This window comes from Pseudomonas sp. 22490 (assembly GCF_052044465.1).
GTDB lineage: Bacteria > Pseudomonadota > Gammaproteobacteria > Pseudomonadales > Pseudomonadaceae > Pseudomonas > Pseudomonas aeruginosa.
Genome location: NZ_JBQENS010000025.1, coordinates 1 through 21,908, shown reverse-complemented (window position 1 = coordinate 21,908; position 21,908 = coordinate 1). Strand labels below are relative to the sequence as shown.

At 66.0% G+C, this 21,908-nt stretch carries 20 protein-coding genes; 7 read left to right on the top strand and 13 right to left on the bottom strand.

Translation table 11 applies throughout. The annotated features are described in order from the left end of the window. The first annotated feature begins 1 nt into the window (after position 1). The 3 genes from ACTJJX_RS24270 to ACTJJX_RS24260 are packed head-to-tail and all read left to right on the top strand — an operon-like array spanning position 2 to position 3,448. Entirely contained in the window at positions 2 to 1,792 is a 1,791-nt protein-coding gene (locus tag ACTJJX_RS24270) for an acyl-CoA dehydrogenase C-terminal domain-containing protein (RefSeq protein WP_003100059.1), read from the top strand. 26 nt (positions 1,793 to 1,818) lie between these two features. Beyond that, positions 1,819 to 2,982 (top strand): iron-containing alcohol dehydrogenase, encoded by a 1,164-nt coding sequence (locus ACTJJX_RS24265; protein WP_016852237.1) that lies wholly within the window; start codon positions 1,819 to 1,821, stop codon positions 2,980 to 2,982. A 22-nt stretch (positions 2,983 to 3,004) separates the two neighbouring features. After that, positions 3,005 to 3,448 (top strand): acyl-CoA thioesterase, encoded by a 444-nt coding sequence (locus ACTJJX_RS24260; RefSeq protein WP_016254019.1) that lies wholly within the window; start codon positions 3,005 to 3,007, stop codon positions 3,446 to 3,448. On the opposite strand, the gene ACTJJX_RS24255 is transcribed toward ACTJJX_RS24260, so the two are convergent. After that, positions 3,430 to 3,987 (bottom strand): chorismate mutase, encoded by a 558-nt coding sequence (locus ACTJJX_RS24255; RefSeq protein WP_003100053.1) that lies wholly within the window; start codon positions 3,985 to 3,987, stop codon positions 3,430 to 3,432. The genes ACTJJX_RS24260 and ACTJJX_RS24255 overlap by 19 nt on opposite strands. Positions 3,988 to 4,211: 224 nt before the next feature. On the opposite strand from ACTJJX_RS24255, the gene ACTJJX_RS24250 reads away from it, so the two are divergent. Then, complete coding sequence (locus tag ACTJJX_RS24250; protein ID WP_003096222.1) at positions 4,212 to 4,427, top strand: carbon storage regulator; 216 nt, start codon at positions 4,212 to 4,214, stop codon at positions 4,425 to 4,427. 68 nt (positions 4,428 to 4,495) lie between these two features. Here the strand turns inward: ACTJJX_RS24250 and ACTJJX_RS24245 are convergent, their stop codons facing one another. The 5 genes from ACTJJX_RS24245 to ACTJJX_RS24225 form a co-directional block, all read right to left on the bottom strand. Next, the gene (locus tag ACTJJX_RS24245) at positions 4,496 to 4,903 is read right to left on the bottom strand and encodes a glycine zipper domain-containing protein (RefSeq protein ID WP_003100051.1); all 408 of its coding nucleotides are present in this window, start codon (positions 4,901 to 4,903) and stop codon (positions 4,496 to 4,498) included. Positions 4,904 to 5,001: 98 nt separating this feature from the next. Then, positions 5,002 to 5,517, bottom strand: coding sequence for a hypothetical protein (locus ACTJJX_RS24240; RefSeq protein WP_003100049.1), 516 nt, complete (start codon positions 5,515 to 5,517; stop codon positions 5,002 to 5,004). Positions 5,518 to 5,826: 309 nt separating this feature from the next. Beyond that, entirely contained in the window at positions 5,827 to 8,148 is a 2,322-nt protein-coding gene (locus ACTJJX_RS24235) for an FdhF/YdeP family oxidoreductase (RefSeq protein ID WP_003118023.1), read from the bottom strand. A gap of 7 nt (positions 8,149 to 8,155) precedes the next feature. Then, complete coding sequence (fdhD, locus tag ACTJJX_RS24230; protein ID WP_003100044.1) at positions 8,156 to 8,995, bottom strand: formate dehydrogenase accessory sulfurtransferase FdhD; 840 nt, start codon at positions 8,993 to 8,995, stop codon at positions 8,156 to 8,158. Between the two features lie 96 nt (positions 8,996 to 9,091). Beyond that, entirely contained in the window at positions 9,092 to 9,973 is an 882-nt protein-coding gene (locus tag ACTJJX_RS24225) for a LysR family transcriptional regulator (protein WP_003100042.1), read from the bottom strand. Between the two features lie 173 nt (positions 9,974 to 10,146). On the opposite strand from ACTJJX_RS24225, the gene lysM reads away from it, so the two are divergent. Beyond that, positions 10,147 to 10,584 carry a peptidoglycan-binding protein LysM gene (gene lysM / locus ACTJJX_RS24220; RefSeq protein ID WP_003096210.1) on the top strand — a complete coding sequence of 146 codons (438 nt, stop codon included), beginning with the start codon at positions 10,147 to 10,149 and terminating at the stop codon, positions 10,582 to 10,584. A 51-nt stretch (positions 10,585 to 10,635) separates the two neighbouring features. On the opposite strand, the gene yrfG is transcribed toward lysM, so the two are convergent. Next, a complete protein-coding gene (gene yrfG, locus ACTJJX_RS24215) occupies positions 10,636 to 11,301 on the bottom strand; it encodes a GMP/IMP nucleotidase (RefSeq protein ID WP_003114065.1) in 666 nt (221 codons plus the stop codon). A 125-nt stretch (positions 11,302 to 11,426) separates the two neighbouring features. Here yrfG and nudE point away from each other — a divergent pair, with 125 nt between their 5' ends. Together nudE and cysQ are read left to right on the top strand one after the other, a co-directional pair. After that, positions 11,427 to 11,993 carry an ADP compounds hydrolase NudE gene (gene nudE / locus ACTJJX_RS24210; protein ID WP_003096206.1) on the top strand — a complete coding sequence of 189 codons (567 nt, stop codon included), beginning with the start codon at positions 11,427 to 11,429 and terminating at the stop codon, positions 11,991 to 11,993. Next, the gene (gene cysQ, locus ACTJJX_RS24205) at positions 11,990 to 12,811 is read left to right on the top strand and encodes a 3'(2'),5'-bisphosphate nucleotidase CysQ (RefSeq protein ID WP_003100038.1); all 822 of its coding nucleotides are present in this window, start codon (positions 11,990 to 11,992) and stop codon (positions 12,809 to 12,811) included. Before nudE ends, cysQ begins: the two co-directional genes overlap by 4 nt. A 46-nt stretch (positions 12,812 to 12,857) precedes the next feature. Here cysQ and fabY read toward each other — a convergent pair whose 3' ends face one another. From fabY to dctM, 6 genes are all read right to left on the bottom strand, one after another. Continuing rightward, positions 12,858 to 14,762 carry a beta-ketoacyl-ACP synthase FabY gene (gene fabY, locus ACTJJX_RS24200; protein WP_003114068.1) on the bottom strand — a complete coding sequence of 635 codons (1,905 nt, stop codon included), beginning with the start codon at positions 14,760 to 14,762 and terminating at the stop codon, positions 12,858 to 12,860. Positions 14,763 to 15,177: 415 nt separating this feature from the next. After that, positions 15,178 to 16,110 carry a carbamate kinase gene (gene arcC / locus ACTJJX_RS24195; protein ID WP_003100033.1) on the bottom strand — a complete coding sequence of 311 codons (933 nt, stop codon included), beginning with the start codon at positions 16,108 to 16,110 and terminating at the stop codon, positions 15,178 to 15,180. Between the two features lie 60 nt (positions 16,111 to 16,170). Next, positions 16,171 to 17,181: an ornithine carbamoyltransferase gene (locus ACTJJX_RS24190; protein ID WP_003100031.1), complete on the bottom strand. Its 1,011-nt coding sequence runs from the start codon at positions 17,179 to 17,181 to the stop codon at positions 16,171 to 16,173. Positions 17,182 to 17,260: 79 nt separating this feature from the next. Continuing rightward, entirely contained in the window at positions 17,261 to 18,517 is a 1,257-nt protein-coding gene (arcA, locus tag ACTJJX_RS24185; RefSeq protein ID WP_003100029.1) for an arginine deiminase, read from the bottom strand. A 21-nt stretch (positions 18,518 to 18,538) separates the two neighbouring features. Next, positions 18,539 to 19,987 (bottom strand): arginine-ornithine antiporter, encoded by a 1,449-nt coding sequence (gene arcD / locus ACTJJX_RS24180; RefSeq protein ID WP_003123669.1) that lies wholly within the window; start codon positions 19,985 to 19,987, stop codon positions 18,539 to 18,541. Positions 19,988 to 20,782: 795 nt separating this feature from the next. Continuing rightward, the coding region (gene dctM / locus ACTJJX_RS24175; RefSeq protein WP_048305411.1) for a C4-dicarboxylate TRAP transporter large permease protein DctM at positions 20,783 to 21,908 on the bottom strand (1,126 nt) is incomplete at its 5' end.

The following is a 21,908-nucleotide window of genomic DNA, read 5'->3' as shown; positions in this document are numbered from 1 at the left end:
GATGGATTACCAGGCCCCCTTGCGCGACATGCGCTTCGTTCTCCATGAACTGTTCGATGTCGGCGCGCATTGCGAACTGCTGGGCAACGGCATCGATCGCGAACTGATCGACGGCGTGCTCGAGGAAGGCGCGCGCTACACCGGCCAGGTGGTGGCGCCGCTCAATCGCAACAGCGACGAGGAAGGCGCGAAGCTGAAGGACGGCGTGGTGACCACCCCCACCGGCTTTCGCGAAGCCTACCGGCAGTACAGCGAGAACGGCTGGGCGAGCATGACCGGACCCACCGAGTACGGCGGCCAGGGCTTCCCGCAGATGGTCTCCGCGTGCTTCCACGAGATGCTGATGGCCGCCAGCCTGTCCTTCCGCGTCTATTCGGGGCTGACCGAGGGCGCCGTGCTGGCCCTGTACAAGCATGGCGACGAGGCGTTGCGGCGCGACTACCTGGGCAAGCTGGTGAGCGGCGAATGGGCCGGCACCATGTGCCTGACCGAACCCCAGGCCGGCACCGACCTCGCCCTCCTGCGCACCCGCGCCGAGGCGCAGGCCGACGGCAGCTACGCGATCAGCGGCAGCAAGATCTTCATCAGCGGTGGCGAGCAGGACCTCACCGAGAACATCGTCCACCTGGTGCTGGCGCGCCTGGCGGACGCGCCGGCCGGGGTGAAGGGCATCAGTCTGTTCCTGGTGCCGAAGTTCGTCGCCAATCCCGATGGCTCCCTGGGCGAGCGCAACAGCCTGGGGTGCGGCGCCATCGAGCACAAGATGGGGATCAAGGGCGCCTCCACCTGCGTGATGAACTTCGACGGCGCCAGGGGCTGGCTGCTGGGCCAGGCGAACCAGGGCCTGGCCTGCATGTTCACGATGATGAACGACGCGCGCTTCCAGGTCGGCCTGCAGGGCCTGGGTATCGCCGAACGGGCCTTCCAGGGCGCCCTCGGCTACGCCCGCGAACGCCTGCAGTCGCGCGCCCTGGTCGGCCCGCAGGCACCGGACAAGGTCGCCGACCCGATCATCGTGCACCCCGACGTGCGGCGCATGCTGCTGACCCAGAAGACCCTGGTCGAAGGCTGCCGCATGCTGGCGGCCTGCTGCGCACGTCAGCTCGACCTGGAACACGGCCATCCGGATGCTGACGGCCGGCGCGCGGCGACGCGCCGTGCAGCGCTGCTGATCCCCATCGTCAAGGCCTTCCTTACCGATGTCGGCCAGGAAGTCGCCAGCCTCGGCGTACAGGTCTATGGCGGTCACGGCTTCATCCGCGAATGGGGCATGGAGCAATTGATGCGCGACAGTCGCATCACCCAGATCTACGAAGGCACCAATGGCATCCAGGCGCTCGATCTGGTCCGCCGCAAGCTGCTCGGCGACCAGGGCGGCGAACTGCTGGCGCTGCAAGGCGAACTGGCGGCGGCCAGCGAGGCGCTGCAAGGGCGTGCTGCGCTGGCGCCGCTGGTCGAGCCGGTGCTGCAACGCCTGGAGGAGTGGCGGCAGCTCACCGGCCAGGTACTCGAGGCCTGCGCCCGCGATCCCCAGGAGATCGGCGCCACTTCGGTGGACTTCCTCCAGTACAGCGCCTACGTATTGCTCGCGGCCCTCTGGTTGCAAGCCGCTGCACGAGCCCAGGAAGCGCTGGACGGCGGCTCCGGCGAGGGCGATTTCTATCGGGCCAAGCTGCGCAGCGCCGATTTCTACCTGCGGCGCATCCTGCCGCGGGCGAGCATGCACCGCGAAGCCTTGCTCGGCGGCGCCGACTGCCTGATGGCCCTGCCCGAGGAGCATTTCTCGTTCTGACGGGCGTCTCGCCCAGGGAGACCGATATGCAAGCTTTCAGTTTCGCCACTACCGCGCAGATCCTCTGCGAGGTCGGCTCCGCCATCCGCCTGGCTGAACTCTGCCGCGAGCGAAGGGCGCGCCGCGTGTTGATCGTGACCGACCCGGGGATCACCCGGCTCGGCTTGCTGGATGCGATCCTGCCCGGCTTCCCGCGCCTGGGCCTGGCCGTCGAGGTGTACGACCAGGTGCTCGCCGATCCGCCTGAATCGGTGGTCGAGGCCGCGCTCGGGCGGGCGCGGGCCATGGCTGCCGAGCTGGTGATCGGTTTCGGCGGTGGCAGTTCCATGGACGTGGCCAAGCTGATCGCGCTGCTCGCCCATCCAGAGGCAGGGCAGGGGCTCGGCGAGGTCTTCGGGGTCGGCAACGCACGCGGGCCGCGCCTGCCGCTGATCCAGGTGCCGACCACCGCCGGGACCGGCTCCGAGGTGACGCCGATCGCCATCGTCACCACTGGCGAGACCACCAAGATGGGTGTGGTCTCGCCCTACCTGCTGCCCGATCTGGCGCTGCTCGATGCCGACCTGACCCTCGGGCTGCCGCCGGCGGTCACCGCGGCGACCGGTATCGACGCGATGGTGCATGCGATCGAGAGCTATACCAGCAAGCTGAAGAAGAACCCGCTGTCCGACCTGCTGGCGCGGGAGGCGTTGCGCCTGCTGGCGGCCAACCTGGAACGCGCGGTAGGCGACGGCGGCGACCGCGAGGCGCGCCAGGCCATGCTGCTGGGCGCCTGCCTGGCCGGGCAGGCCTTCGCCAATGCGCCGGTGGCGGCGGTGCATGCCCTGGCCTATCCGCTGGGAGGGCATTTCCACATTCCCCACGGCCTGAGCAATGCGCTGGTGCTACCGGAGGTGATTCGTTTCAACGCTCCCGCTGCCGCTGGACTCTATGCCGAGCTGGCGCCGCTGCTGCTGGGCGACCGCTTGCGTCCGGGCGATCGCGACGCGCTTACCGCGCAGCTGATCGATGAACTGGCCCAGCTCAGTCCGCGCAACGGCCTGCCGAGCCGCTTGCGCGACGCCGGGGTGGACGAGGCGATGCTGCCGCGCCTGGCCGCCGACGCGATGCTCCAGCAGCGTCTGCTGGTCAACAACCCGCGCGAGGTCGGCGAGGCGGATGCCCTGGCGATCTATCGCGCGGCATACTGAATCCCTTCTACGAGGACCGGGCATGGCGACCGCCCTGCGACCGCTGCGCGAGCAGTACCTTCATTTCCAGCCGATCACCACGCGCTGGCACGACAACGACATCTACGGACACGTGAACAACGTGACCTACTATGCGTTCTTCGACACGGCGGTGAATACCTACCTGATCGAGCGCGGCGGCCTGGATATCCAGGGCGGCGAAGTGATCGGCCTGGTGGTCAGTTCCAGCTGCGACTATTTCGCGCCGGTGGCCTTCCCCCAGCGGATCGAGATGGGCCTGCGGGTGGCGCGCCTGGGCAACAGCTCGGTGCAGTACGAACTGGCCTTGTTCCTCGAAGGGCAGCGGGAGGCCTGCGCGGCCGGGCGTTTCGTGCATGTCTTCGTGGAGCGCCGAAGCAGCCGCCCGGTGGCCATTCCGCAGGAACTACGCGATGCGCTGGCCGCGCTTCAGAGCGCGGCCCAGTGACAGAGATCGCCCGCCGCCCGTGACAGGGCGATGGCGTGCAGCTCGTCCAGGCGATCGTCGCGTACCTGCCGTTGCAGCGCCTGGTTGAGCCTCGGCCGGCAGTCGTCGAGGCGCAGTTCGGCGAGCGCCGGGGCGTAGCCGCGCAGCAGCTCCAGGTTGAGCTGATTGAGGCGGCTGCGGATGCGCTCCAGGTCGACCGCCTGGCCAGCGTCCGGTAGCGGCCGGCTGAGCAGGCGGTACTGGACCAGCTTGTTCGCCTCGATCTGCGCGGCGAACAGCAGGCGCACCTGCTCGGCGCCGACCCCGTGGCTCCCGGCTTGTCCGGCGAGCATCTGCAACTGTTGTTCTTCCCGCGGGCTGTCCTGTACCGCCTTGCCCGACTGGGCCTTGCTCTGGGCTACCTGATCGGCTAGTTGCAAACGCTGGCTGCTCAGGCTCAACAGTTGCTGGAGAGCCGGTGACAGCGGCTGGGCCTGGAGCAACGGGCCTTGCAGGAGCAGGAGGGCAAGCAGGCCCCAACTGGCGAACGACGGGCGCATCTGGAAATCTCGGATGGAATTGATGTCCGGCACGCTAGCAAAGCGAGCCCGGTGCGACAATCCATGACATGGCGTGAGGCGAACAGGAAGCGCTGGATGGGACATTTCTGATTGAACGTTTGCAGTCTCGACGCTGGAGCAATGTTCTGTGACCATCCCTCCACACCATTTCATTCACCAAAGGGGCCGGTTTGCCCCTGCTATGACTGGCAAGGACGCGGAACATGGGTTTCCTGATACTCTCCCGCCGAGAAGGCGAAGGCATCACCCTGTCCCTCAAGGCCGACTACCCGGCGGAGGAACTGATTCGGCAGTTGCGCGAAGGCGGCATCCGGATCCTGGTCACCGATATCATCGGCAACCAGGCCCGGGTCGGGATCGAGGCGCCGCGTGGCGTCCTGATCGTTCGCGACGAGTTGAAAACGGCACCGAAAGGCTGACGAACGGTAGAAAGTAAAAGCCCCGCGTTCGCGGGGCTTTTACACATCAGCTTCGGCAAGCATGCCGATCAACGATGCTTGTGCTTGCGGTGTTTCTTGCCACGGTGACCGCTGTCGTTGTCCTTGCCCAGGTTGTTACCGACCGCGCCACCCGCTGCGCCGCCGAGGCCTGCACCTATGGTCGCGCCGGTGCTGCCGCCCAGCTTGTTGCCGATCACCGAACCGCCGGCCGCGCCTAGCCCGCCACCCAGGGCGGCTTCGGTCTTGCGCCCGTCCTTGGCGGTCATCGCGCCGCCGGCCGCGCCACCCAGGCCGGCGCCTATGGCGGCACCGGTGCTACCGCCGATGGCGCCGCCCACGACGTTGCCCAGGGCACCGCCTACGCCGCCGCCCACCGCGGTCTTGGTGGAGTCGCCGGCGAGCGCGGCTTGTGCGCTCAGCAGGCCGAACGCGATTACCAGGAGAGATTTACGCATCGTGCGTGCCTCATCGTTTCAATCGGGAGGGAAATACGGTCGTTCGCACAAAGGCCGGACCATCCGGCCCGGCCTTTGCCTCGTAGGGAGCGGCGGGTTCAGTCGTCGTAGTAGCGACGATGATGCTTGTGGCGCTTCCACTTCTTGTACTGGCCATAGTGATGGCCGTTGTCATGCCGGTAATAGCCATCGCGATAGCCGGCGCGGCGGTAGTAGCGACGGTCGCGGTAGTCGTCATCGTCGTCGTAGCGGCGGTTGCCGTCGCCATAATGGTTGCCCAGCGCGCCGCCGCCGGCGCCGCCGAGGGCCGCGCCGATCAGGCCACCGGTGCTGCCACCGATCTGCCGGCCGATGACGTTGCCGCCTGCGGCACCGAGGCCGCCGCCGATCGCCGCTTCGGTCTTGTTGCCGCGTCCGGCGCCGACTGCACCGCCCGCAGCGCCACCGATGCCACTACCGATCGCGGCGCCAGTGCTGCCGCCGACCGCATCGCCGACGACCGAACCCAACACCCCGCCCAAGGCGCCGCCGATGGCCGCGCGGGTGTCGTCGCCTGCGAAGGCGGTACTACCGACCAGACTCAGGGACAACAGGAGTATCGAGGAATACTTCATAGAGAGTTTCTCTCTGTGGGGATGACGGCTGCGATGCTGGGGTTGGCCCAAACCGCTGACAAGCGCCAGCCGACGATTGGTAGAGCAAATTCGAAATATTCCAAGTACTTGTTTTGTATGGGGAACTTTCTTAAGTAGAGGCGGTCGTAAACCAAATGTGAACCGCGATTTCAGGGTCGAAATCGGTATTTTTGCTGGCGGGATGCTGGCCATTCTAACGCCGACGAGCGGCCTGCCTTCAAGGCCTTTCATCGACTTTTTCCTTAAGACGCCGCCTCCTGTTGCAGGAGGCGGCGTTTTTCATGGGCTTCAGATAATGCGCCCGTCGCCCGTGGCCTTTTCCAGGCGTACCGCGATGAACTTCGAAGTCGGCGTATGGCTGCCGACGCCGACGCTCTCCAGCGGCACCAGGGGATTGGTTTCCGGGTAGTAGGCGGCTGCCTGGCCGGCCGGGATGTCGAAGGCGAGCAGGGTGAAGCGGCGTACCCGGCGTTCGATGCCATCGCTCCACAGCGAGACCAGGTCGACCTTGTCGCCCGGCTGGTAGCCCAGGCGGCGGATATCCGCCTCGTTGGCGAATACCACTTCGCGCTGGCCCTTCACTCCGCGATAGCGATCGTCCAGGCCGTAGATGGTGGTGTTGTACTGGTCATGGGAGCGCAGGGTCTGCAGGATCAGGTCGGGTTCGAGGCCGCTGTCGCGCACCTGTGCCGGCAACAGGTCGCGGGGCAGCGGGTTGGCGACGAAGTTGGCCTTGCCGCTGGCGGTGTTCCAGCGTCGTTCGCCGGCGGAGTTGCCGAGGTAGAAGCCACCGGGATGGCGGACGCGGCGGTTGAAGTCGGCGAAACCGGGGATGGTGTCGGCGATCAGCTCGCGGATGCGCTCGTAGTTGGCGATCAGCGCGTCCCAGTCCACCGGATGGTTGCCCAGGGTTGCCTTGGCGATGCCGGCGATGATCGCCGGCTCCGAACGCATCTGCTGCGAGAGCGGCTCCAGTTGCCCGTAGGATGCGTGGATCATGCTGAACGAGTCTTCCACCGTGACCGCCTGCGGGCCTTCGGCTTGGCGGTCGATGTCGGTGCGCCCCAGGCAGGGCAGGATCAGTGCGTCGCGGCCGGTGGTCAGGTGGCTGCGGTTGAGCTTGGTGCTGATGTGCACGGTCAGGTCGCATGACGCCAGGGCGGCGTGGGTGCGCGGACTGTCCGGGGTGGCCTGGGCGAAATTGCCGCCCAGGCCGATGAAGACCTTCGACTTGCCGGCGAGCATCGCGGCGATCGCCTCGACGGCGTTGTGCCCGTTGTGGCGTGGCACTTCGAAGCCGAAGCGCCGTTCCAGTGCGTCGAGCAGCGCCGCCGGCGGCCGCTCGTTGATGCCCATGGTGCGGTCACCCTGAACGTTGCTGTGGCCGCGGACCGGGCAGAGACCGGCGCCCGGGCGGCCCAGGTTGCCGCGCAGGAGTTGCAGGTTGACGATTTCCTGGATGATCGCCACCGAATGGTGGTGCTGGGTGATGCCCATCGCCCAGCAGACGATGACCCTGTTCGCCCGCCGGTACATCCGCGCAGCCTGCTCGATTTCCGCCAGGCCCAGCCCGGACTGGCGCTCCAGGTGTTCCCAGGGGGTGGCATCCAGTTCGGCCAGGTAGGCCTCGAGGCCGTCGGTGTGCTCGGCGATGAAGGCGTGGTCGAATACCGGCTCGCTACCCTCGGCCTGGGCTTCGCGCTCCCAGGCGAGGAGGAACTTGGCGATCCCGCGGATCGCCGCCATGTCGCCGCCCAGTGCCGGACGGAAGAACGCGGTGTTCAGCGGCGAGGACCCGTTGGTCAGCATTTCCAGCGCGTTCTGCGGGTGCTGGAAGCGCTCCAGGCCGCGCTCCTTGAGAGGGTTGAAGCAGACCACCTGGGCACCGCGCTTCACTGCCTCGCGCAGCGGCTCGAGCATGCGCGGGTGGTTGGTGCCGGGGTTCTGCCCAAGGATGAAGATCGCGTCGGCGTGTTCGAAGTCGTCGAAGGTCACGCTGCCCTTGCCGACCCCGACGCTGCGGCCCAGTGCCACGCCGCTGGCTTCGTGGCACATGTTCGAGCAGTCGGGGAAGTTGTTTGTGCCGAACGCGCGGACGAACAACTGGTAGAGGTAGGCCGCCTCGTTGCTGGCCCGCCCGGAGGTATAGAACTCCGCCTGGTCGGGGCTATCCAGGCGTCGCAGGTGCTCGGCGACCAGGGCGAAGGCGGCGTCCCAGGTGATCGGCTGGTAGTGGTCGCTGAGCGGGTCGTAGCGCATCGGTCCGGTGAGGCGGCCCTGGTATTCCAGCCAGTAGTCGCTCTGTTCGCGCAGGGCGCTGACGCTGTAGCGGGCGAAGAACGCCGCGTCGACGCGGCGCTTGGTGGCTTCCCAGTTGACTGCCTTGGCACCGTTCTCGCAGAACTTCACCCGGCCGTCTTCCGGCGAGTCGCCCCAGGCGCAGCCGGGGCAGTCGAAACCGCCGTTCTGGTTGGTCTTGAGCAGGGCGCGGAGGTTCTTGAACGGCTGTTTGCTGTCCAGCCAGAAGTGCGCCACGCTGCGCAGCGCGCCCCAGCCGGCGGCGGCGCCGGCATAGGGCTTGTAGCGGGGTTGGAGAGGTTGCAGGCTCATGGCGGACTCACTCGGTTGCGGCCGGCGCCGGGCTGTAGACCCGCGGGGCGTTGTGATGGGGCTGGTGGATCAGGTTCAGTTGGTGGCGGCGCGCCCATTGCACGGTCAGGGCGGTGGGGGCGGAGAGGCTGACCAGGGTGCCGATCCCGGCACGTACGGCCTTGTGGATAAGCTCCAGGCTGCAGCGGCTGGTGACCACGGCGAAACCGCGCGCGGCGTCGAGGCCTTGGCGGTGCAGGGCGCCGATCAGCTTGTCGAGGGCGTTGTGGCGGCCGATGTCCTCGCGACACAGGCGCAGCTCGCCATGCCCGTCGAAATACAGCGCGGCATGCAGGGCGCCGCTATGGCGCGCCAGTCGCTGGGCCTGCTCGATACGCTGGCGCAGGGCGCCGAGATGGGCGGCGGGAGGCAGCGCCTGCGGCGACCGTTCCGGCAGTTGCGGCAGGGCCTGCTCCAGGGCTTCGACGCCGCACAGGCCGCATCCGGAAGTGCCGGCCAGTTGCCGGCGTTGGCGCTTGAGGTTCCAGAACGCGCGGCTGCTGATTTCGACCTCGGCGTGGAGGGATTCGCCCTGGCCGCTGACGCGGATTTCATAGATGTCGTCGATGGACTCCACGAAGCCGCTGCTGAGGCTGAAACCGCGGACGAAATCCTCGATGTCCTCGGGCGAGGCCATCATCACCGCCTGGTTCAGTCCGTTGTAGCTGATCGCCACGGCACACTCGGCGGCAAGGGAGGCCTGGCCGACCTGCTGCGGCAGGTGCAGGTCGGCGTAGCGGTAATCGTCGGGAACGGCGGAAGGCGCCCAGGTATCCGCGGATACCGGGCATGCAGGCTGGCAAGGCATGGGCTGGGCCCTATCGTTCTAGGTGTGGCACCAGCCTAGGCCTGACGCGGGGCAGCGTCTAATCGGTTGTGCCGATGCGCTGATCGACGTGATCTATCAAGACTGCGGCGCCAACCAGTTCCGGGCTTCCTCGAAACAGGCTTCGGCCAGCGCCGAGCGCGGCTGTCCGCTGCGGATGATCAGACCGAGCGCTGCCAGGGTATGGGCGTCCTCGATGGGGATCAGGCGCAACTCGCCGTCGACTTCGCTGCCCAGCGGCATGATCGCGCAGCACAAGCCGCGCTGCACCGCCTGCAGCAGTTGCTGTACCGAGTCGGTTTCCAGGCGCGCGATGGGGCTCAACCCGCGGCTGCGGAAGTTGTGGTCGATGGATTGGCGGAAGTGCATGCCCGCCGAGAGCAGGCCTAGCGGCAGGCCAGCCAGCGCTTCCCAGTTCAGCAGCGCGGCGTCGAGCGGGAAATGGCTGGGGTGATGGAGCAGGCCCATGCGGGTCTCCGCCAGTTCGATGCCCTCGAAATGGCTGCGGTCCAGACGGTCCAGATAAGAGACGCCGAGATCGAACTGGTTGCGCGCCAGGCCTTCGAGTACCTGTTCCGAACTCAGGGAATAGAGCTGGAAACGCAACTCCGGGTGGCGCCCGGCCATGTGCTGGACCAGGCGCATCGGGTCGAAGCTGGCCAGCGGCACCACGCCCAGGCGCAGGGTCCCGACCAGTTGCCCGCGGCAGGCGGCGGCTTCCGCGTACAGCCCTTCCTGGGCCGCCAGCAGGCTGCGTGCCCAGGCCAGTACGCGCTCGCCGGCCTCGGTGAAGCCTTCGAAGCGCTGGCTGCGTCGCACCAGTTCCAGGCCGAGTTCTTCCTCCAGGCTGCGCAGGCGCATGGACAGGGTCGGCTGGGTGACGTGGCAGCGCGCGGCGGCCTGGCCGAAGTGGCGGGTTTCGTCGAGGGCGCAGAGGAATTTCAGTTGCTTGATGTCCATCGGCGCTTCCGTGGCGGGGGTGTCGCCGAATCTTAACGCGAATGGGCGCAGTGTTATGGGGTGACGAAGGAGCCTGGGGATATTTCGCCGGTTTTTGCAGTCTAGACTTGGCTAGTCGCGGATCGGGATTGCGCCGGCCGCTTGCAACCGTAACCGTAAAGGGAGAACCAAAGATGGGTATTTTCGCGTTCGTGAAGGAAGCCGGTGAAAAGCTGTGGGATACGCTGACGGGGCATGAGGCACAGGCGGCCGAGTCGCTGAAGGAGCACGTCGCCAAGGTCGGCCTGGGCAACCCGAACATCCAGGTTTCGGTGGAAGGCGACAAGGTCATCGCCTCGGGCGAGGTGGCCAGCCAGGAGGAGAAAGAGAAGATCCTGCTGGCGCTGGGCAACGTCGCCGGCGTCTCCTCGGTGGAAGACAAGATCACCGTGGCCCAGGCCGCTCCGGAGGCGCGCTTCGTCACTGTGAAGAAAGGCGACACCCTGAGCGCCATCGCCAAGGCCGAATACGGCAATGCCAACGCCTACATGAAGATCTTCGAGGCCAACAAGCCGATGCTCAGCCATCCGGACAAGATCTACCCCGGCCAGGTCCTGCGCATTCCCGAGTGATCCCGGCGTTTCGCCAACCCCGCCCGCGTGGCGGGGTTTTCGTTTCCGCGGCTACGGCAGTCCTTCGAGCAGCCGCCGGTAGTCCTCCTGGGCGGCGAACTCCTCGGTGTCCCGGACCTGGCCACGGCTGTCCGGGTGGCGTACCGCCAACAGGTGGGCGACACCATAGGCGCGGGCGCTGCGCAGGATCGGCAGGCTGTCGTCGATGAACAGGCTGCGCTGCGGGTCGAAGCCGAAATCGGCTTGCAGGGCGCTCCAGAAGCGCGCGTCCTCCTTCGGGTAGCCGTAGTCGTGGGAGCTGATCAGTCGGTCGAAATAGGGCGCCAGTTCGATCCGTTCCAGCTTCAGCGACAGCGAGTCGCGGTGCGCGTTGGTGATCAGCGCCACGCGCTTGCCGGCCCGGCGCAGGGCGGCGAGGAAGGTATCGGCGTGCGGACGCAGCGAGATCAGGTGCGCCACCTCGTGCTTGAGTTCGCGGATCGACAGGTCCAGTTCCCGGCTCCAGAAATCCAGGCAGTACCAGTTGAGCTGGCCGGCGTGTTCGCGGAACAGCGGCTCGAGCACGGCGTCGGCTTCGGTGCGACTGAGGCCATTGCGTTCGGCATAGCGCTGGGGCAGGTGTTCCAGCCAGAAGTGGTTGTCGAAGTGCAGGTCGAGCAGGGTGCCGTCCATGTCGAGCAGCACGGTGTCGATGGCGGACCAGGGCAGGGTGGGCATGGCGGCTCTTGTCGCGGTTCGTCGCGATCGATGCGGAAATCTGTCGCTTCCCATCAATCTCCGACAGGGATAATCGGAAAAGCCGGGGTATGATAACCCGCCGGCTTCGCCAAGGAGTTATCCACATGCGTCAGAAACCCACCGTACTCGCCAGCGAGATCGTCGCGAAGAGCCGACTGTTCGCTGTCGAGGAGTTGCAACTGCGCTTCAGCAATGGCGTCGAGCGCACCTACGAGCGTCTGGTCGGCAAGGGCCAGGGCTACGGTGCGGTGATGGTGGTGGCCATGCTCGATGCCGAGCACGCGGTGCTGGTGGAGGAATATTGCGCCGGGGTCGACGAATACCAGTTGTCGCTGCCCAAGGGCCTGGTCGAGCCGGGCGAGGACATCCTCGCGGCGGCCAACCGCGAGCTCAAGGAGGAAGCGGGCTACGGTGCCCGGCAACTGGAGCACATCACCGAACTGTCGCTGTCGCCGGGCTACATGAGCCAGCGCATCCAGGTGGTGCTGGCGCGCGACCTCTACGAGGAGCGCCTGCCGGGCGACGAGCCGGAGCCGATGGGCGTCGATCGCATCAGCCTGCGCGAACTGTCGAGCCTGGCCCAGCACGCCCAGTTCAGCGAAGGCCGCGCCCTGGCTGCGCTGTACCTGGTACGCGACCTGCTCACTCAGCGCGGCGAGTACCAGGCATGAGACCGGTGCCCTGGGGCGAATTGGTGGCGCTGGTGCGGCGCGCCGGCGAGGCGATCCTGCCGCACTGGCGCGCCGACGTGGCGGTGCGCTCGAAGGCCGACGAATCGCCGGTTACCGCCGCCGACCTTGCCGCGCACCATATATTGGAGGCGGGGTTGCGGGCGCTGGCGCCGGACATTCCGGTGCTTTCCGAAGAGGATTGCGAGATACCGCTGAGCGAGCGCGGCCACTGGCGGCGCTGGTGGCTGGTGGACCCGCTGGACGGCACCAAGGAGTTCATCTCCGGTAGCGAGGAGTTCACCGTCAACGTGGCCCTGGTCGAGGATGGCCGGGTGCTGTTCGGCCTGGTCGGCGTGCCGGTGAGCGGCCGCTGCTACTACGGTGGCGCCGGTCTCGGTGCCTGGCGCGAGGAGGCCGATGGCCGCGCGCAACCGATCAGTGTGCGCCTGGAGCCCGAGGAGGCCTTCACCGTGGTGGCCAGCAAGCGCCATGGCAGCCCGGCCCAGGAGCGCCTGCTGGATGGCTTGAGTGAGCGCTTCGGCGACCTGCGGCGAGCCAGCATCGGCAGTTCGCTGAAGTTCTGCCTGCTGGCCGAGGGCGCTGCCGACTGCTATCCGCGCCTGACGCCAACCTCGCAATGGGACACGGCCGCCGCCCAGGGTGTGCTGGAAGGCGCCGGCGGCGAGGTGCTCGACCTGCATGGCGCGCCATTCACCTACGAGCCGCGCGAGGACTACCTCAACGGCTCCTTCCTGGCCCTGCCGCGCGCTGCCGAGTGGCGCAGCGAGCTGATCCAACTGGCGCGCGCGCTGCACTGAAACGAAAAGGCCCGGTCTAGCCGGGCCTTTTCCGTTGTGGCGGCGCTCAGTCGAGCATGTCGCTGAAACGCGCGTCCTTCTTGTATACCAGCGGCTGGCTGAAGCCGGGCACCGTCACCTGTTCGGCGCTGACCTCGATGGCATGTTCGTCGATCAGGTCCTGGCCGAAGTTGTAGATGATCTCCAGGTCGCCCTGCAGCGCGCGCTGGTCGTAGGCGCGGGCGGCGGCGCGGGTCTGCTCGCGCTTCTCGACGTAGGCGGCGAAGGCCGCTTGGCCATGGCGCTTGCGCAGCATCTTCTCGGCGATTCGCGGCGACAGCACCACGCCGCTGGCGTTGTTGCCGCCGAAGCCCTTGGAGTTGATGAAGCATACCTCCAGCGGCTTGTCCTGGCGCATGTCGCGATTGGAGATGCTCAGGCGCTGCTGGTGGACGTCGTCGGCGACCTTGTCGATGGTCTTGATCCCAGGGAGGATGCCGTACTTGAAGGTGCCCAGGGCGGAAATCAGTTGATCGGCGCTGGCGGTGGCCAGGGAGTGGCCGACGTAGGCCTTCACCGCGGTGACCGGCCAGCCGTCGATGCCGAAGGCGCTGGCCACGCGGTCGAGGATTTCCGATTCGGTGACCCGGTTGGCCGGCGTGCTGGAGCCGTGGGCGTGGACGAAGCTGGCGTGGCGCACGGTGTCCAGGCCGACGATCTGCACCGCGCTGGCCACCGCCTTGGCTACCGTCAGGTAGTTGCCCGGGCCGGGGGCGGAGATGGACTTCTTGAAACCGTCGGCGTTGATGAACACGTCGGTTACCGCGCCGTGGATATCCGCGCCCAGGCGCAGGGCCAGTTCGTCGTCCATCAGCACTACGTATTGGCTGGACTCGGCCAGGGTGAAGCCGCAGTTCTCGCCGAACGGCCGGCTGGCGCGGCGGAAGTCCACGTCGTCGCGGCCTTCGATCAGGCGCAGGCCTTCTTCGGTGGCCAGTGCGCCCATGGCACTGTAGCCCTCGATGCACTCCGGCAGGATCGGCGCCTCGCTGTTGCCGACGATGACCACCCGGGCCTGGCCGCTGGTGATGACGTCGATACCCTTCTGCAGGTTGTAGAGGAAGGTGGCGCAGGCGCCTGTGATGCTGCCGGTCATGCCGACGCTGCCGAGCACGTAGGCATTGATGAAATCGGTGGGCATGCTGTTGAAGCCCAGCGGCAGTTGCTTGGCCGAGACCCGGTGGCCCTTCAGGCGGGATTGCATCAGGCCGCCGAAACCGTTGTCGTCGAGCTGGCTCATGATGCTGCCGGAGAATACCGCGATCTCGTCGGGCTGGACGTTGTCGACGATGGTCTTCCAGTCGATGCCGGTGGAGCGGATCGCGTCGGTCGCGGCGACCACCGACATCTGCAGGCCGCGCGGGTGGAAGCGCGAGTTGTACAGCTCGCCCGGTTCGAAACCGGTGGGCAACTGGCCGGCGGACTTCACCGTCAGCGCACGGTAGCTGTCGACCTTGAACTCGCAGCGCTCGTGGATGCTCACCAGCACCTCGCCGTCCTCCGCGGGAGCGATCGACCAGTTGGCCGGCAGCGGCTCGGGCAGTTGCTTGGGCGAGGCCTTGAAGGTCAGCGCCTGGCCTTCGGCAGGGGACAGCTCGAGGACCTTGTGCCAGTGGACTGCATCCGGGTCGAGGTACTGCGGTTCGATGCGTCGCACCAGGGTAGAGGCGAAGATGCGTTCGGCGTAGCGCCGCTCGATGTCCTCCGGGGACAGCGGCGTGCCGTCTTCGGCCAGGTAGCGGCCGCCTTCGGCCTTGACCAGTTTCATCATGACCGCCAGGCCGGCTAGGGTTTCCTGGCGCGCCTGCGGGTCCATCGATTCGATGACCATGCGGCGGAAGCCGTGGTGGAAGGAACTACGGCCTGCTGCGTTGTAGCCACCGAAACCAACAATGACCGGTAGTCGAGACATCACTCAGAAACTCCTTCGAATAGTCGTTCGCGTGCCGGGCTGCTGCCTGGTCCGGAGCGGGAAGCGCGTGGCGGCGATGGCGGCCTTTCCCGTCGGCGAGGCGAGCTTCACGGACCCGGGCACGAGCCAGTGGCCGTTGAAATGATCAGGGTGACTATGCTGACGTGAATCATGACTATCGAGTCACGTATTTTCCTACTGAATACCGCGTTGCGTGGGCTTTCCACAAGTGCTGGCGGTCTGCCGTGGGGAGATTGACGCCCATGGCCGGGCTGTTGGCAGAGGTGGGGCGTAGGCGAGTGTTGCGGGACTTGCTTGAAAGTCCGCGCGCAGAGGCGTGGCGCTATCCACCTTTCGCCCGATGCCGGCAGAGGAGAATGAAGAAGGGCCGCGAAGCGGCCCTGGGGGTGGTGTATCAGCGGTACTCGATGCCCGCCTTGCGTGTGCTGACCCGTGTTCCCGCCTTGCCCTCGGTGATCGCGACGATGTCCGCGAGCGAACCGATCACCGCGTCCTTGCCGGTGGCGCGGGCGAACTCGATGGCGGCCTGGACCTTCGGACCCATGGAGCCGGCGGCGAAGCCGAGGCGCTCCAGTTCGTCCGGGTGGGCCTGGGCGATGGCCTTCTGGGTCGGCTTGCCCCAGTCGACGTAGGCCGCGTCGACGTCGGTGGCGATGATCAGGATGTCGGCCACCAGCTCCTGGGCCAGCAGCGAGGAGCAGAGGTCCTTGTCGATCACCGCCTCGACGCCGCTGAGCTTCTTCCCGGCCTCGTCGTACATGGTCGGGATACCGCCGCCGCCAGCGCAGATGACGATGGTGCCTTTCTCCAGCAGCCACTTCACCGGGCGGATCTCGAAGATCCGCTTCGGCCGCGGGCTGGGCACCACGCGGCGGAACTTGTCGCCGTCCGGGGCGATGCTCCAGCCCTTCTCGGCGGCCAGGCGCTCGGCTTCTTCCCTGGAGTAGACCGGGCCGATCGGCTTGGTCGGGTTCTGGAACGCCGGATCCTTACCGTCCACCTCGACCTGGGTGAGGATGGTGGCGAACGGCACTTCGAACGGCAGCAGGTTGCCCATTTCCTGTTCGATCATGTAGCCGATCATGCCCTCGGTTTCCGCGCCGAGGACGTCCAGCGGGTAGGGCGAGACCTTGTCGTAGGCGGCACCCTGGAGGGCCAGCAGGCCGACCTGGGGGCCGTTGCCGTGGGCGATCACCAGCTCGTTGCCGGGCGCCACCTTGGCGATCTGTTCGGCGGCGATCCGCACGTTTTCCCGCTGGTTGTCCGCGGTCATGGGTTCGCCACGGCGTAGCAGGGCATTACCGCCCAATGCGACGACGATACGCATATCGGTTACCTCCGGAAGGCGGCTGCGCCCGGCCGCGTGGGCCGGGGCGCAGGAGCGCGGTCAGATGTCGGCGAGGGTCGAGACGAGGATCGCCTTGATGGTATGCATGCGGTTCTCGGCCTGCTCGAAGGCGATGTTGTAGGGCGACTCGAAGACGTCCTCGGTCACCTCGATGCCGTTGGCCAGGTTCGGATACTGCTCGGCGATCTGCTTGCCGACCTTGGTCTCGCTGTTGTGGAACGCCGGCAGGCAGTGCATGAACTTGGCCCGCGGGTTGCCGGTGGCCTTCATGATCTCCATGTTGACCTGGTAGGGCAGCAGTTCCTTGATCCGCTCGCCCCAGGCTTCCACCGGCTCGCCCATCGACACCCAGACGTCGGTGTGGACGAAGTCCACGCCCTTCACGGCTTCCTTCGGATCCTCGGTGAGGGTCAGCTTGGCGCCGCTTTCCTCGGCGAACTTCTTGCACTGGGCGACGAACTCGTCGTGCGGCCAGAGCGCCTTCGGCGCGGCGATGCGTACGTCCATGCCGAGCTTGGCGCCGATCAGCAGCAGGGAGTTACCCATGTTGTTGCGCGCGTCGCCCAGGTAGGCGTAGCTGATGTCGTGCAGCGGCTTGTCGCTGTGCTCGCGCATGGTCAGCACGTCGGCGAGCATCTGGGTCGGGTGGTATTCGTCGGTCAGGCCGTTGAACACCGGAACGCCGGCGAACTTCGCGAGTTCCTCGACGATTTCCTGCTTGAAGCCGCGGTACTCGATGGCGTCGTACATCCGGCCGAGAACCCGCGCGGTGTCCTTCATGCTCTCCTTGTGGCCGATCTGCGAGGAGTTCGGGTCGATGTAGGTGACGTTGGCGCCCTGGTCGTAGGCGGCCACCTCGAAGGCGCAGCGGGTGCGAGTGGAGGTTTTCTCGAAGATCAGGGCAATGTTCTTGCGCTTCAGGTGCTGCTGCTCGGTGCCGGTGTACTTGGCGCGCTTGAGGTCGCGGGACAGGTCGAGCAGGTAACGCAGCTCGCGGGTGCTGTGGTGCATCAGGCTGAGCAGGTTACGGTTGTGCATGTTGAAAGCCATGATTGATCTCCTTGTGGGAAGTCGGTGGGCGGCGCCCCTCCTGGGGACGCCGCCGTTCAGCTCGAGAGCGGGTTGTCTGTCAGTAGTCGATCGGGTCGCGGATGATCGGGCAGGTCATGCAGTGGCCGCCGCCGCGACCGCGACCCAGTTCGCTGGCGCTGATGGTGATGACCTCGACGCCGGCCTTGCGCAGCAGGGTGTTGGTGTAGGTGTTGCGGTCGTAGCCGACCACCACGCCCGGCTCCAGGCAGACCACGTTGTTACCGTCGTCCCATTGCTCGCGCTCGGCGGCGAAGCTGTTGCCGCCGGTCTCGACCACGCGCAGTTTCTTCAGGCCGAGGGATTCGGCGACCACTTCGAGGAAGGTTTTCTCCTCGCGGCGGATGTTCATGCCGTAGGGGCTGCTCGGATCGGGGCGCAGGCTGAAGGGCACGATTTCCTTGACCACTTCCGGGAAGACCGTGACCAGGTCGCGGTCGCAGAAGCTGAACACGGTGTCCAGGTGCATCGCGGCGCGGGACTTCGGCAGGCCGGCGACGATCACCCGCTCGGCGGCGCCCTTGGCGAACAGCGACTGGGCGACCTGACCGATGGCCTGGCGCGAGGAGCGCTCGCCCATGCCGATCAGGACCACGCCGTTGCCGATCGGCATCACGTCGCCGCCTTCCAGGGTCGAGGAGCCGTGGTCCTTGTCCGGGTCGCCGTACCAGATCTCGAATTCGGCGTTGGCGAACTCGGGATGGAACTTGTAGATGGCGGTGGTCAGCAGGGTTTCCTGTCGTCGCGCCGGCCAGTACATCGGGTTCAGGGTCACGCCGCCGTAGATCCAGCACGTGGTGTCACGGGTGAACTGGGTGTTCGGCAACGGCGGCAGCAGGAAGCTGGAATGGCCCAGGTACTCGCGGTACATCTTGAGGATGTCGGCGCCTTCGCTGGCGGGCAGGTCGTCAGCGGCGACGCCGCCGATCAGGTACTCGGCCAGCTTGCGCGGCTCCAGGCTCTCCAGCCAGGAGCGCAGCTCGCTGGTCAGGCCCAGGCCGACGCTGTCGGCGGTGATCTTGCGATCGAGGATCCACTTCAGCGCTTCCGGGTTCTGGATGGTCTCGGTCAGCAGATTGTGCATCTCGAGGACGTCGATGCCGCGCTCGCGCATCTTGGTGACGAAGTCGAAGTGGTCGCGCTTGGCCTGGTTCACCCAGATCACGTCGTCGAACAGCAACTCGTCGCAGTTGCTCGGGGTCAGGCGCTGGTGGGCGAGTCCGGGCGAGCAGACCATCACTTTGCGCAGTTTGCCGGCTTCGGAGTGGACGCCAAGTTTGGTTTTTTCCGTGCTCATTTCACGTCTCCAGTGGAGTAATCAGAGGGTGAGGAAACCGTCGTAGAGGCCGTAGGCAGCCACCAGGGCGCCAATGACGACTGCGGCGAAGATCAGTTTTTCGATTCCGGTGAAGATCGGCTGGCCGACCTCGTGCTTGGCCTTGGCGAAAAGGATCGCGCCGGGCGCATACAGCAGGGCGGACAGCAGCAGGTACTTCAGGCCCCCGGCGTAGAGCAGCCAGACCGCGTAGGCCACGGCGATGCCGGCGATGACCAGGTCCTTGCTGCGTTCGCGGGCATCGTTCTCGTAGGTCTCGCCCTTCAGGGTCAGCAGCAGGCCATAGGCGGCGGACCAGAAGTACGGGATCAGGATCATCGAGGTGGCCAGGAGCAGCATCTTGGTGTACGGGTCCATGCCGTCCGGGTCGCCCGAGGTGAAGAACACCACCACCAGGAACACCTGTACGCAGATGTTGGTCAGCCACAGGGCGTTGGCCGGCACCTGGTTGGCGTTCTCGCGGCGCAGGAACTCCGGCATGGTGTGGTCCTTGGCGGCGGCGAACATGATCTCGGCGCACAGCAGCACCCAGGAGAGCAGCGCGCCCAGCAGCGAGATCAGCAGGCCGACGCTGATCAGCACGGCGCCCCAGTGGCCGACCACATGCTCGAGTACCAGCGCCATCGACGGGTTCTGCAGCTTGGCCAGTTCCGGCTGGGTCATCACGCCCATGGACAGCACGTTGACCAGCACCAGCAGGAGCAGGACGGTGATGAAGCCGATCACGGTGGCCTTGCCGACGTCGGAACGTTTTTCCGCGCGGGAGGAGAAGATGCTCGCGCCCTCGATGCCGATGAACACCCAGACGGTGACCAGCATCATGTTACGCACCTGGTTCATCACGCTGCCCAGGTCCGGGTTGCTCTTGCCCCAGATGTCGGCGGTGAAGATGTCCAGCTTGAAGGCGAACAGGCAGATCAGGATGAACAGGAACAGCGGCACGACCTTGGCCACGGTGGTGACGGTGTTGATGAACGCCGCCTCCTTGATCCCGCGCAGCACCAGGAAGTGCAGGGCCCAGAGCAGGACCGAGGCGCAGACGATCGCCGCGACGGTGTCGCCCTTGCCGAAGATCGGGAAGAAGTAGCCGAGGGTGCTGAACAACAGGACGAAGTAGCCGACGTTGCCCAGCCAGGCGCTGATCCAGTAGCCCCAGGCCGAGGAGAAACCCATGTAGTCGCCGAAGCCGGCCTTGGCGTAGGCGTACACGCCGCCGTCGAGTTCGGGCTTGCGGTTGGCGAGGGTCTGGAAGACGAAAGCGAGGGTGAGCATGCCGACGGCGGTGATCGCCCATCCGATCAGGACGGCGCCGACATCGGCGCTGGCTGCCATGTTTTGCGGGAGGGAGAAGATGCCCCCTCCGATCATCGAGCCGACAACCAGAGCCGTTAGCGCTCCTAGTCGGAGTTTTTGGCTGGATTCTTGGGACATTTTCGGAATCTCCCTATAGGAATTGAGAGTGAAGCCATTAGGCGGCAGCGGCTATTGTTGAATGCTGATCCACGTCAATAGCTTCCTACTCAAAGTAATTAGATGACGCATTCCTGTAAGTTGCGAGTGCCAAAGATAGAAGAGGAATCTAAGACCTGCCCGGAATAGGGCGGTTTTTTCATGTGATAGGGGAAGTCTTGCCATCCGCTACGGGGAAAGCTTGAAATTGCTCGAAATCGGGCTATAAGCCGCGGATCAAGCCGGATCGTTGATGCCGATCAATGAATTTCGCGAGACGGTATTCTGACTTTCAGGTGGGTGGTCGCCGGCTTGTTGACGGTCCGTCGAAAAACCGCCGCGACTTTCCAGGGAAGTGTTGCAGTATTTCGAGAGGAGTATTTTTTATTTATAAGTAAAAATAATTTTCCGCTCTTATCAAAGAACGAAAAAGCACAAGGAAAGAAATGAAGAAGCCCGGCGTTCGCCGGGCTCTTCATTTGGGCTTCAGGGTGTGAAGACCGCTGGGGGGACGGGATCGCCGCCCACCCGCCGCGCGTGCTGGCGCACGTCGGCACAGGGGAAGGGGCCGCCATCCGGTTCGTGGCCGAAGGGCGCGGTTCGCTGGGCGAACCGAAAGCCGGTGCCAGGGGCACTGCGAGCGATTGAGCAAGCGGCGTGCCAGCCATCGACAGGTGGCCCGGCCCGTCAACTGCGGGGCACGGGCCTGCGGCATGAGCGGATTTTTGCCGAAGGCCCGAGCGCAGGGCGGGGTTTTCCGCCGTCGTTACCGTTCCGTCAGCTCATCCCCAGCCAGTTCGGCAATGCCAGGGATACCGCCGGGATGTAGGTCACGATGATCAGGAACACCAGCAGGATCATCAGCCACGGCAGCGCTGCGCGGATGGTCGCGCCCAGCGGCATGCCGGTGACCGCCGAGGTGACGAACAGGTTGAGCCCGACCGGCGGCGTGATCAGGCCGATCTCCATGTTCACCACCATGATGATGCCGAGGTGGATCGGATCGATGCCCAGCTCCATGGCGATGGGGAAGAAGATCGGCGCCAGGATCAGGATGATCGCCGAAGGCTCCATGAAGTTGCCGGCGATCAGCAGCACGATGTTCACCACCAGCAGGAACATCCATGGCGAAAGTCCCAGTTCCGTGACCCAGCTGGCGATGCTCTGCGGTATCTGCTCGGTGGTCAGCACGTGGGCGAAGAGCATGGCGTTGGCGATGATGAACATCAGCATGATGGTCAGCTTGCCGGACTCCAGCAGCACCTTCGGGCATTCGCTCAGGCGCATGTCGCGGTAGACGAACAGTGCGACGAAGGCCGAGTACACCGCGGCGACGGCGGCGGCCTCGGTGGGGGTGAAGGCGCCGGAATAGATGCCGCCGAGGATGATCACCATCAGCAGCAGCCCCCACAGCGCCTTGCGCGCGCTGGCCAGCCATTCGCGCAGACTGACCCTTGGCATGGCGGGCAGCTTCTTGACCCGGGCGACGATGTAGATCACCACCATCAGGATCAGTCCCAGCAGCAGCCCCGGAACCACGCCGGCGATGAACAGCTTGCCCACCGAGGTCTCGGTGGCGGCGGCGTAGACCACCATCACGATCGATGGCGGGATGAGGATGCCGAGGGTGCCGGCGTTGCAGACGATCCCGGCGCCGAACGCCTGTGGATAACCCGAGCGGACCATGCCGGCGATGGCGATCGAACCCACTGCCGCCACCGTTGCCGGAGACGAGCCGGATAGCGCGGCGAAGAGCATGCAGGCGAGCACCGCGGCGATCGCCAGGCCGCCACGGATGTGTCCGACGCAGGCGTTGGCGAAGTCGATCAGGCGCCGCGCCACGCCACCGGTGGTCATGAACGCGCCGGAGAGCAGGAAGAACGGGATCGCCAGCAGGGTGTAG

What these genes read in the sequence shown, in the direction of transcription:
- ACTJJX_RS24270 (WP_003100059.1), top strand. Translation starts at nt 2, where the DNA reads ATGGATTACCAGGCCCCCTTGCGCGACATGCGCTTCGTTCTCCATGAA.
- ACTJJX_RS24265 (WP_016852237.1), top strand. Translation starts at nt 1,819, where the DNA reads ATGCAAGCTTTCAGTTTCGCCACTACCGCGCAGATCCTCTGCGAGGTC.
- ACTJJX_RS24260 (WP_016254019.1), top strand. Translation starts at nt 3,005, where the DNA reads ATGGCGACCGCCCTGCGACCGCTGCGCGAGCAGTACCTTCATTTCCAG.
- ACTJJX_RS24255 (WP_003100053.1), bottom strand. Translation starts at nt 3,987, where the DNA reads ATGCGCCCGTCGTTCGCCAGTTGGGGCCTGCTTGCCCTCCTGCTCCTG.
- ACTJJX_RS24250 (WP_003096222.1), top strand. Translation starts at nt 4,212, where the DNA reads ATGGGTTTCCTGATACTCTCCCGCCGAGAAGGCGAAGGCATCACCCTG.
- ACTJJX_RS24245 (WP_003100051.1), bottom strand. Translation starts at nt 4,903, where the DNA reads ATGCGTAAATCTCTCCTGGTAATCGCGTTCGGCCTGCTGAGCGCACAA.
- ACTJJX_RS24240 (WP_003100049.1), bottom strand. Translation starts at nt 5,517, where the DNA reads ATGAAGTATTCCTCGATACTCCTGTTGTCCCTGAGTCTGGTCGGTAGT.
- ACTJJX_RS24235 (WP_003118023.1), bottom strand. Translation starts at nt 8,148, where the DNA reads ATGAGCCTGCAACCTCTCCAACCCCGCTACAAGCCCTATGCCGGCGCC.
- fdhD (WP_003100044.1), bottom strand. Translation starts at nt 8,995, where the DNA reads ATGCCTTGCCAGCCTGCATGCCCGGTATCCGCGGATACCTGGGCGCCT.
- ACTJJX_RS24225 (WP_003100042.1), bottom strand. Translation starts at nt 9,973, where the DNA reads ATGGACATCAAGCAACTGAAATTCCTCTGCGCCCTCGACGAAACCCGC.
- lysM (WP_003096210.1), top strand. Translation starts at nt 10,147, where the DNA reads ATGGGTATTTTCGCGTTCGTGAAGGAAGCCGGTGAAAAGCTGTGGGAT.
- yrfG (WP_003114065.1), bottom strand. Translation starts at nt 11,301, where the DNA reads ATGCCCACCCTGCCCTGGTCCGCCATCGACACCGTGCTGCTCGACATG.
- nudE (WP_003096206.1), top strand. Translation starts at nt 11,427, where the DNA reads ATGCGTCAGAAACCCACCGTACTCGCCAGCGAGATCGTCGCGAAGAGC.
- cysQ (WP_003100038.1), top strand. Translation starts at nt 11,990, where the DNA reads ATGAGACCGGTGCCCTGGGGCGAATTGGTGGCGCTGGTGCGGCGCGCC.
- fabY (WP_003114068.1), bottom strand. Translation starts at nt 14,762, where the DNA reads ATGTCTCGACTACCGGTCATTGTTGGTTTCGGTGGCTACAACGCAGCA.
- arcC (WP_003100033.1), bottom strand. Translation starts at nt 16,110, where the DNA reads ATGCGTATCGTCGTCGCATTGGGCGGTAATGCCCTGCTACGCCGTGGC.
- ACTJJX_RS24190 (WP_003100031.1), bottom strand. Translation starts at nt 17,181, where the DNA reads ATGGCTTTCAACATGCACAACCGTAACCTGCTCAGCCTGATGCACCAC.
- arcA (WP_003100029.1), bottom strand. Translation starts at nt 18,517, where the DNA reads ATGAGCACGGAAAAAACCAAACTTGGCGTCCACTCCGAAGCCGGCAAA.
- arcD (WP_003123669.1), bottom strand. Translation starts at nt 19,987, where the DNA reads ATGTCCCAAGAATCCAGCCAAAAACTCCGACTAGGAGCGCTAACGGCT.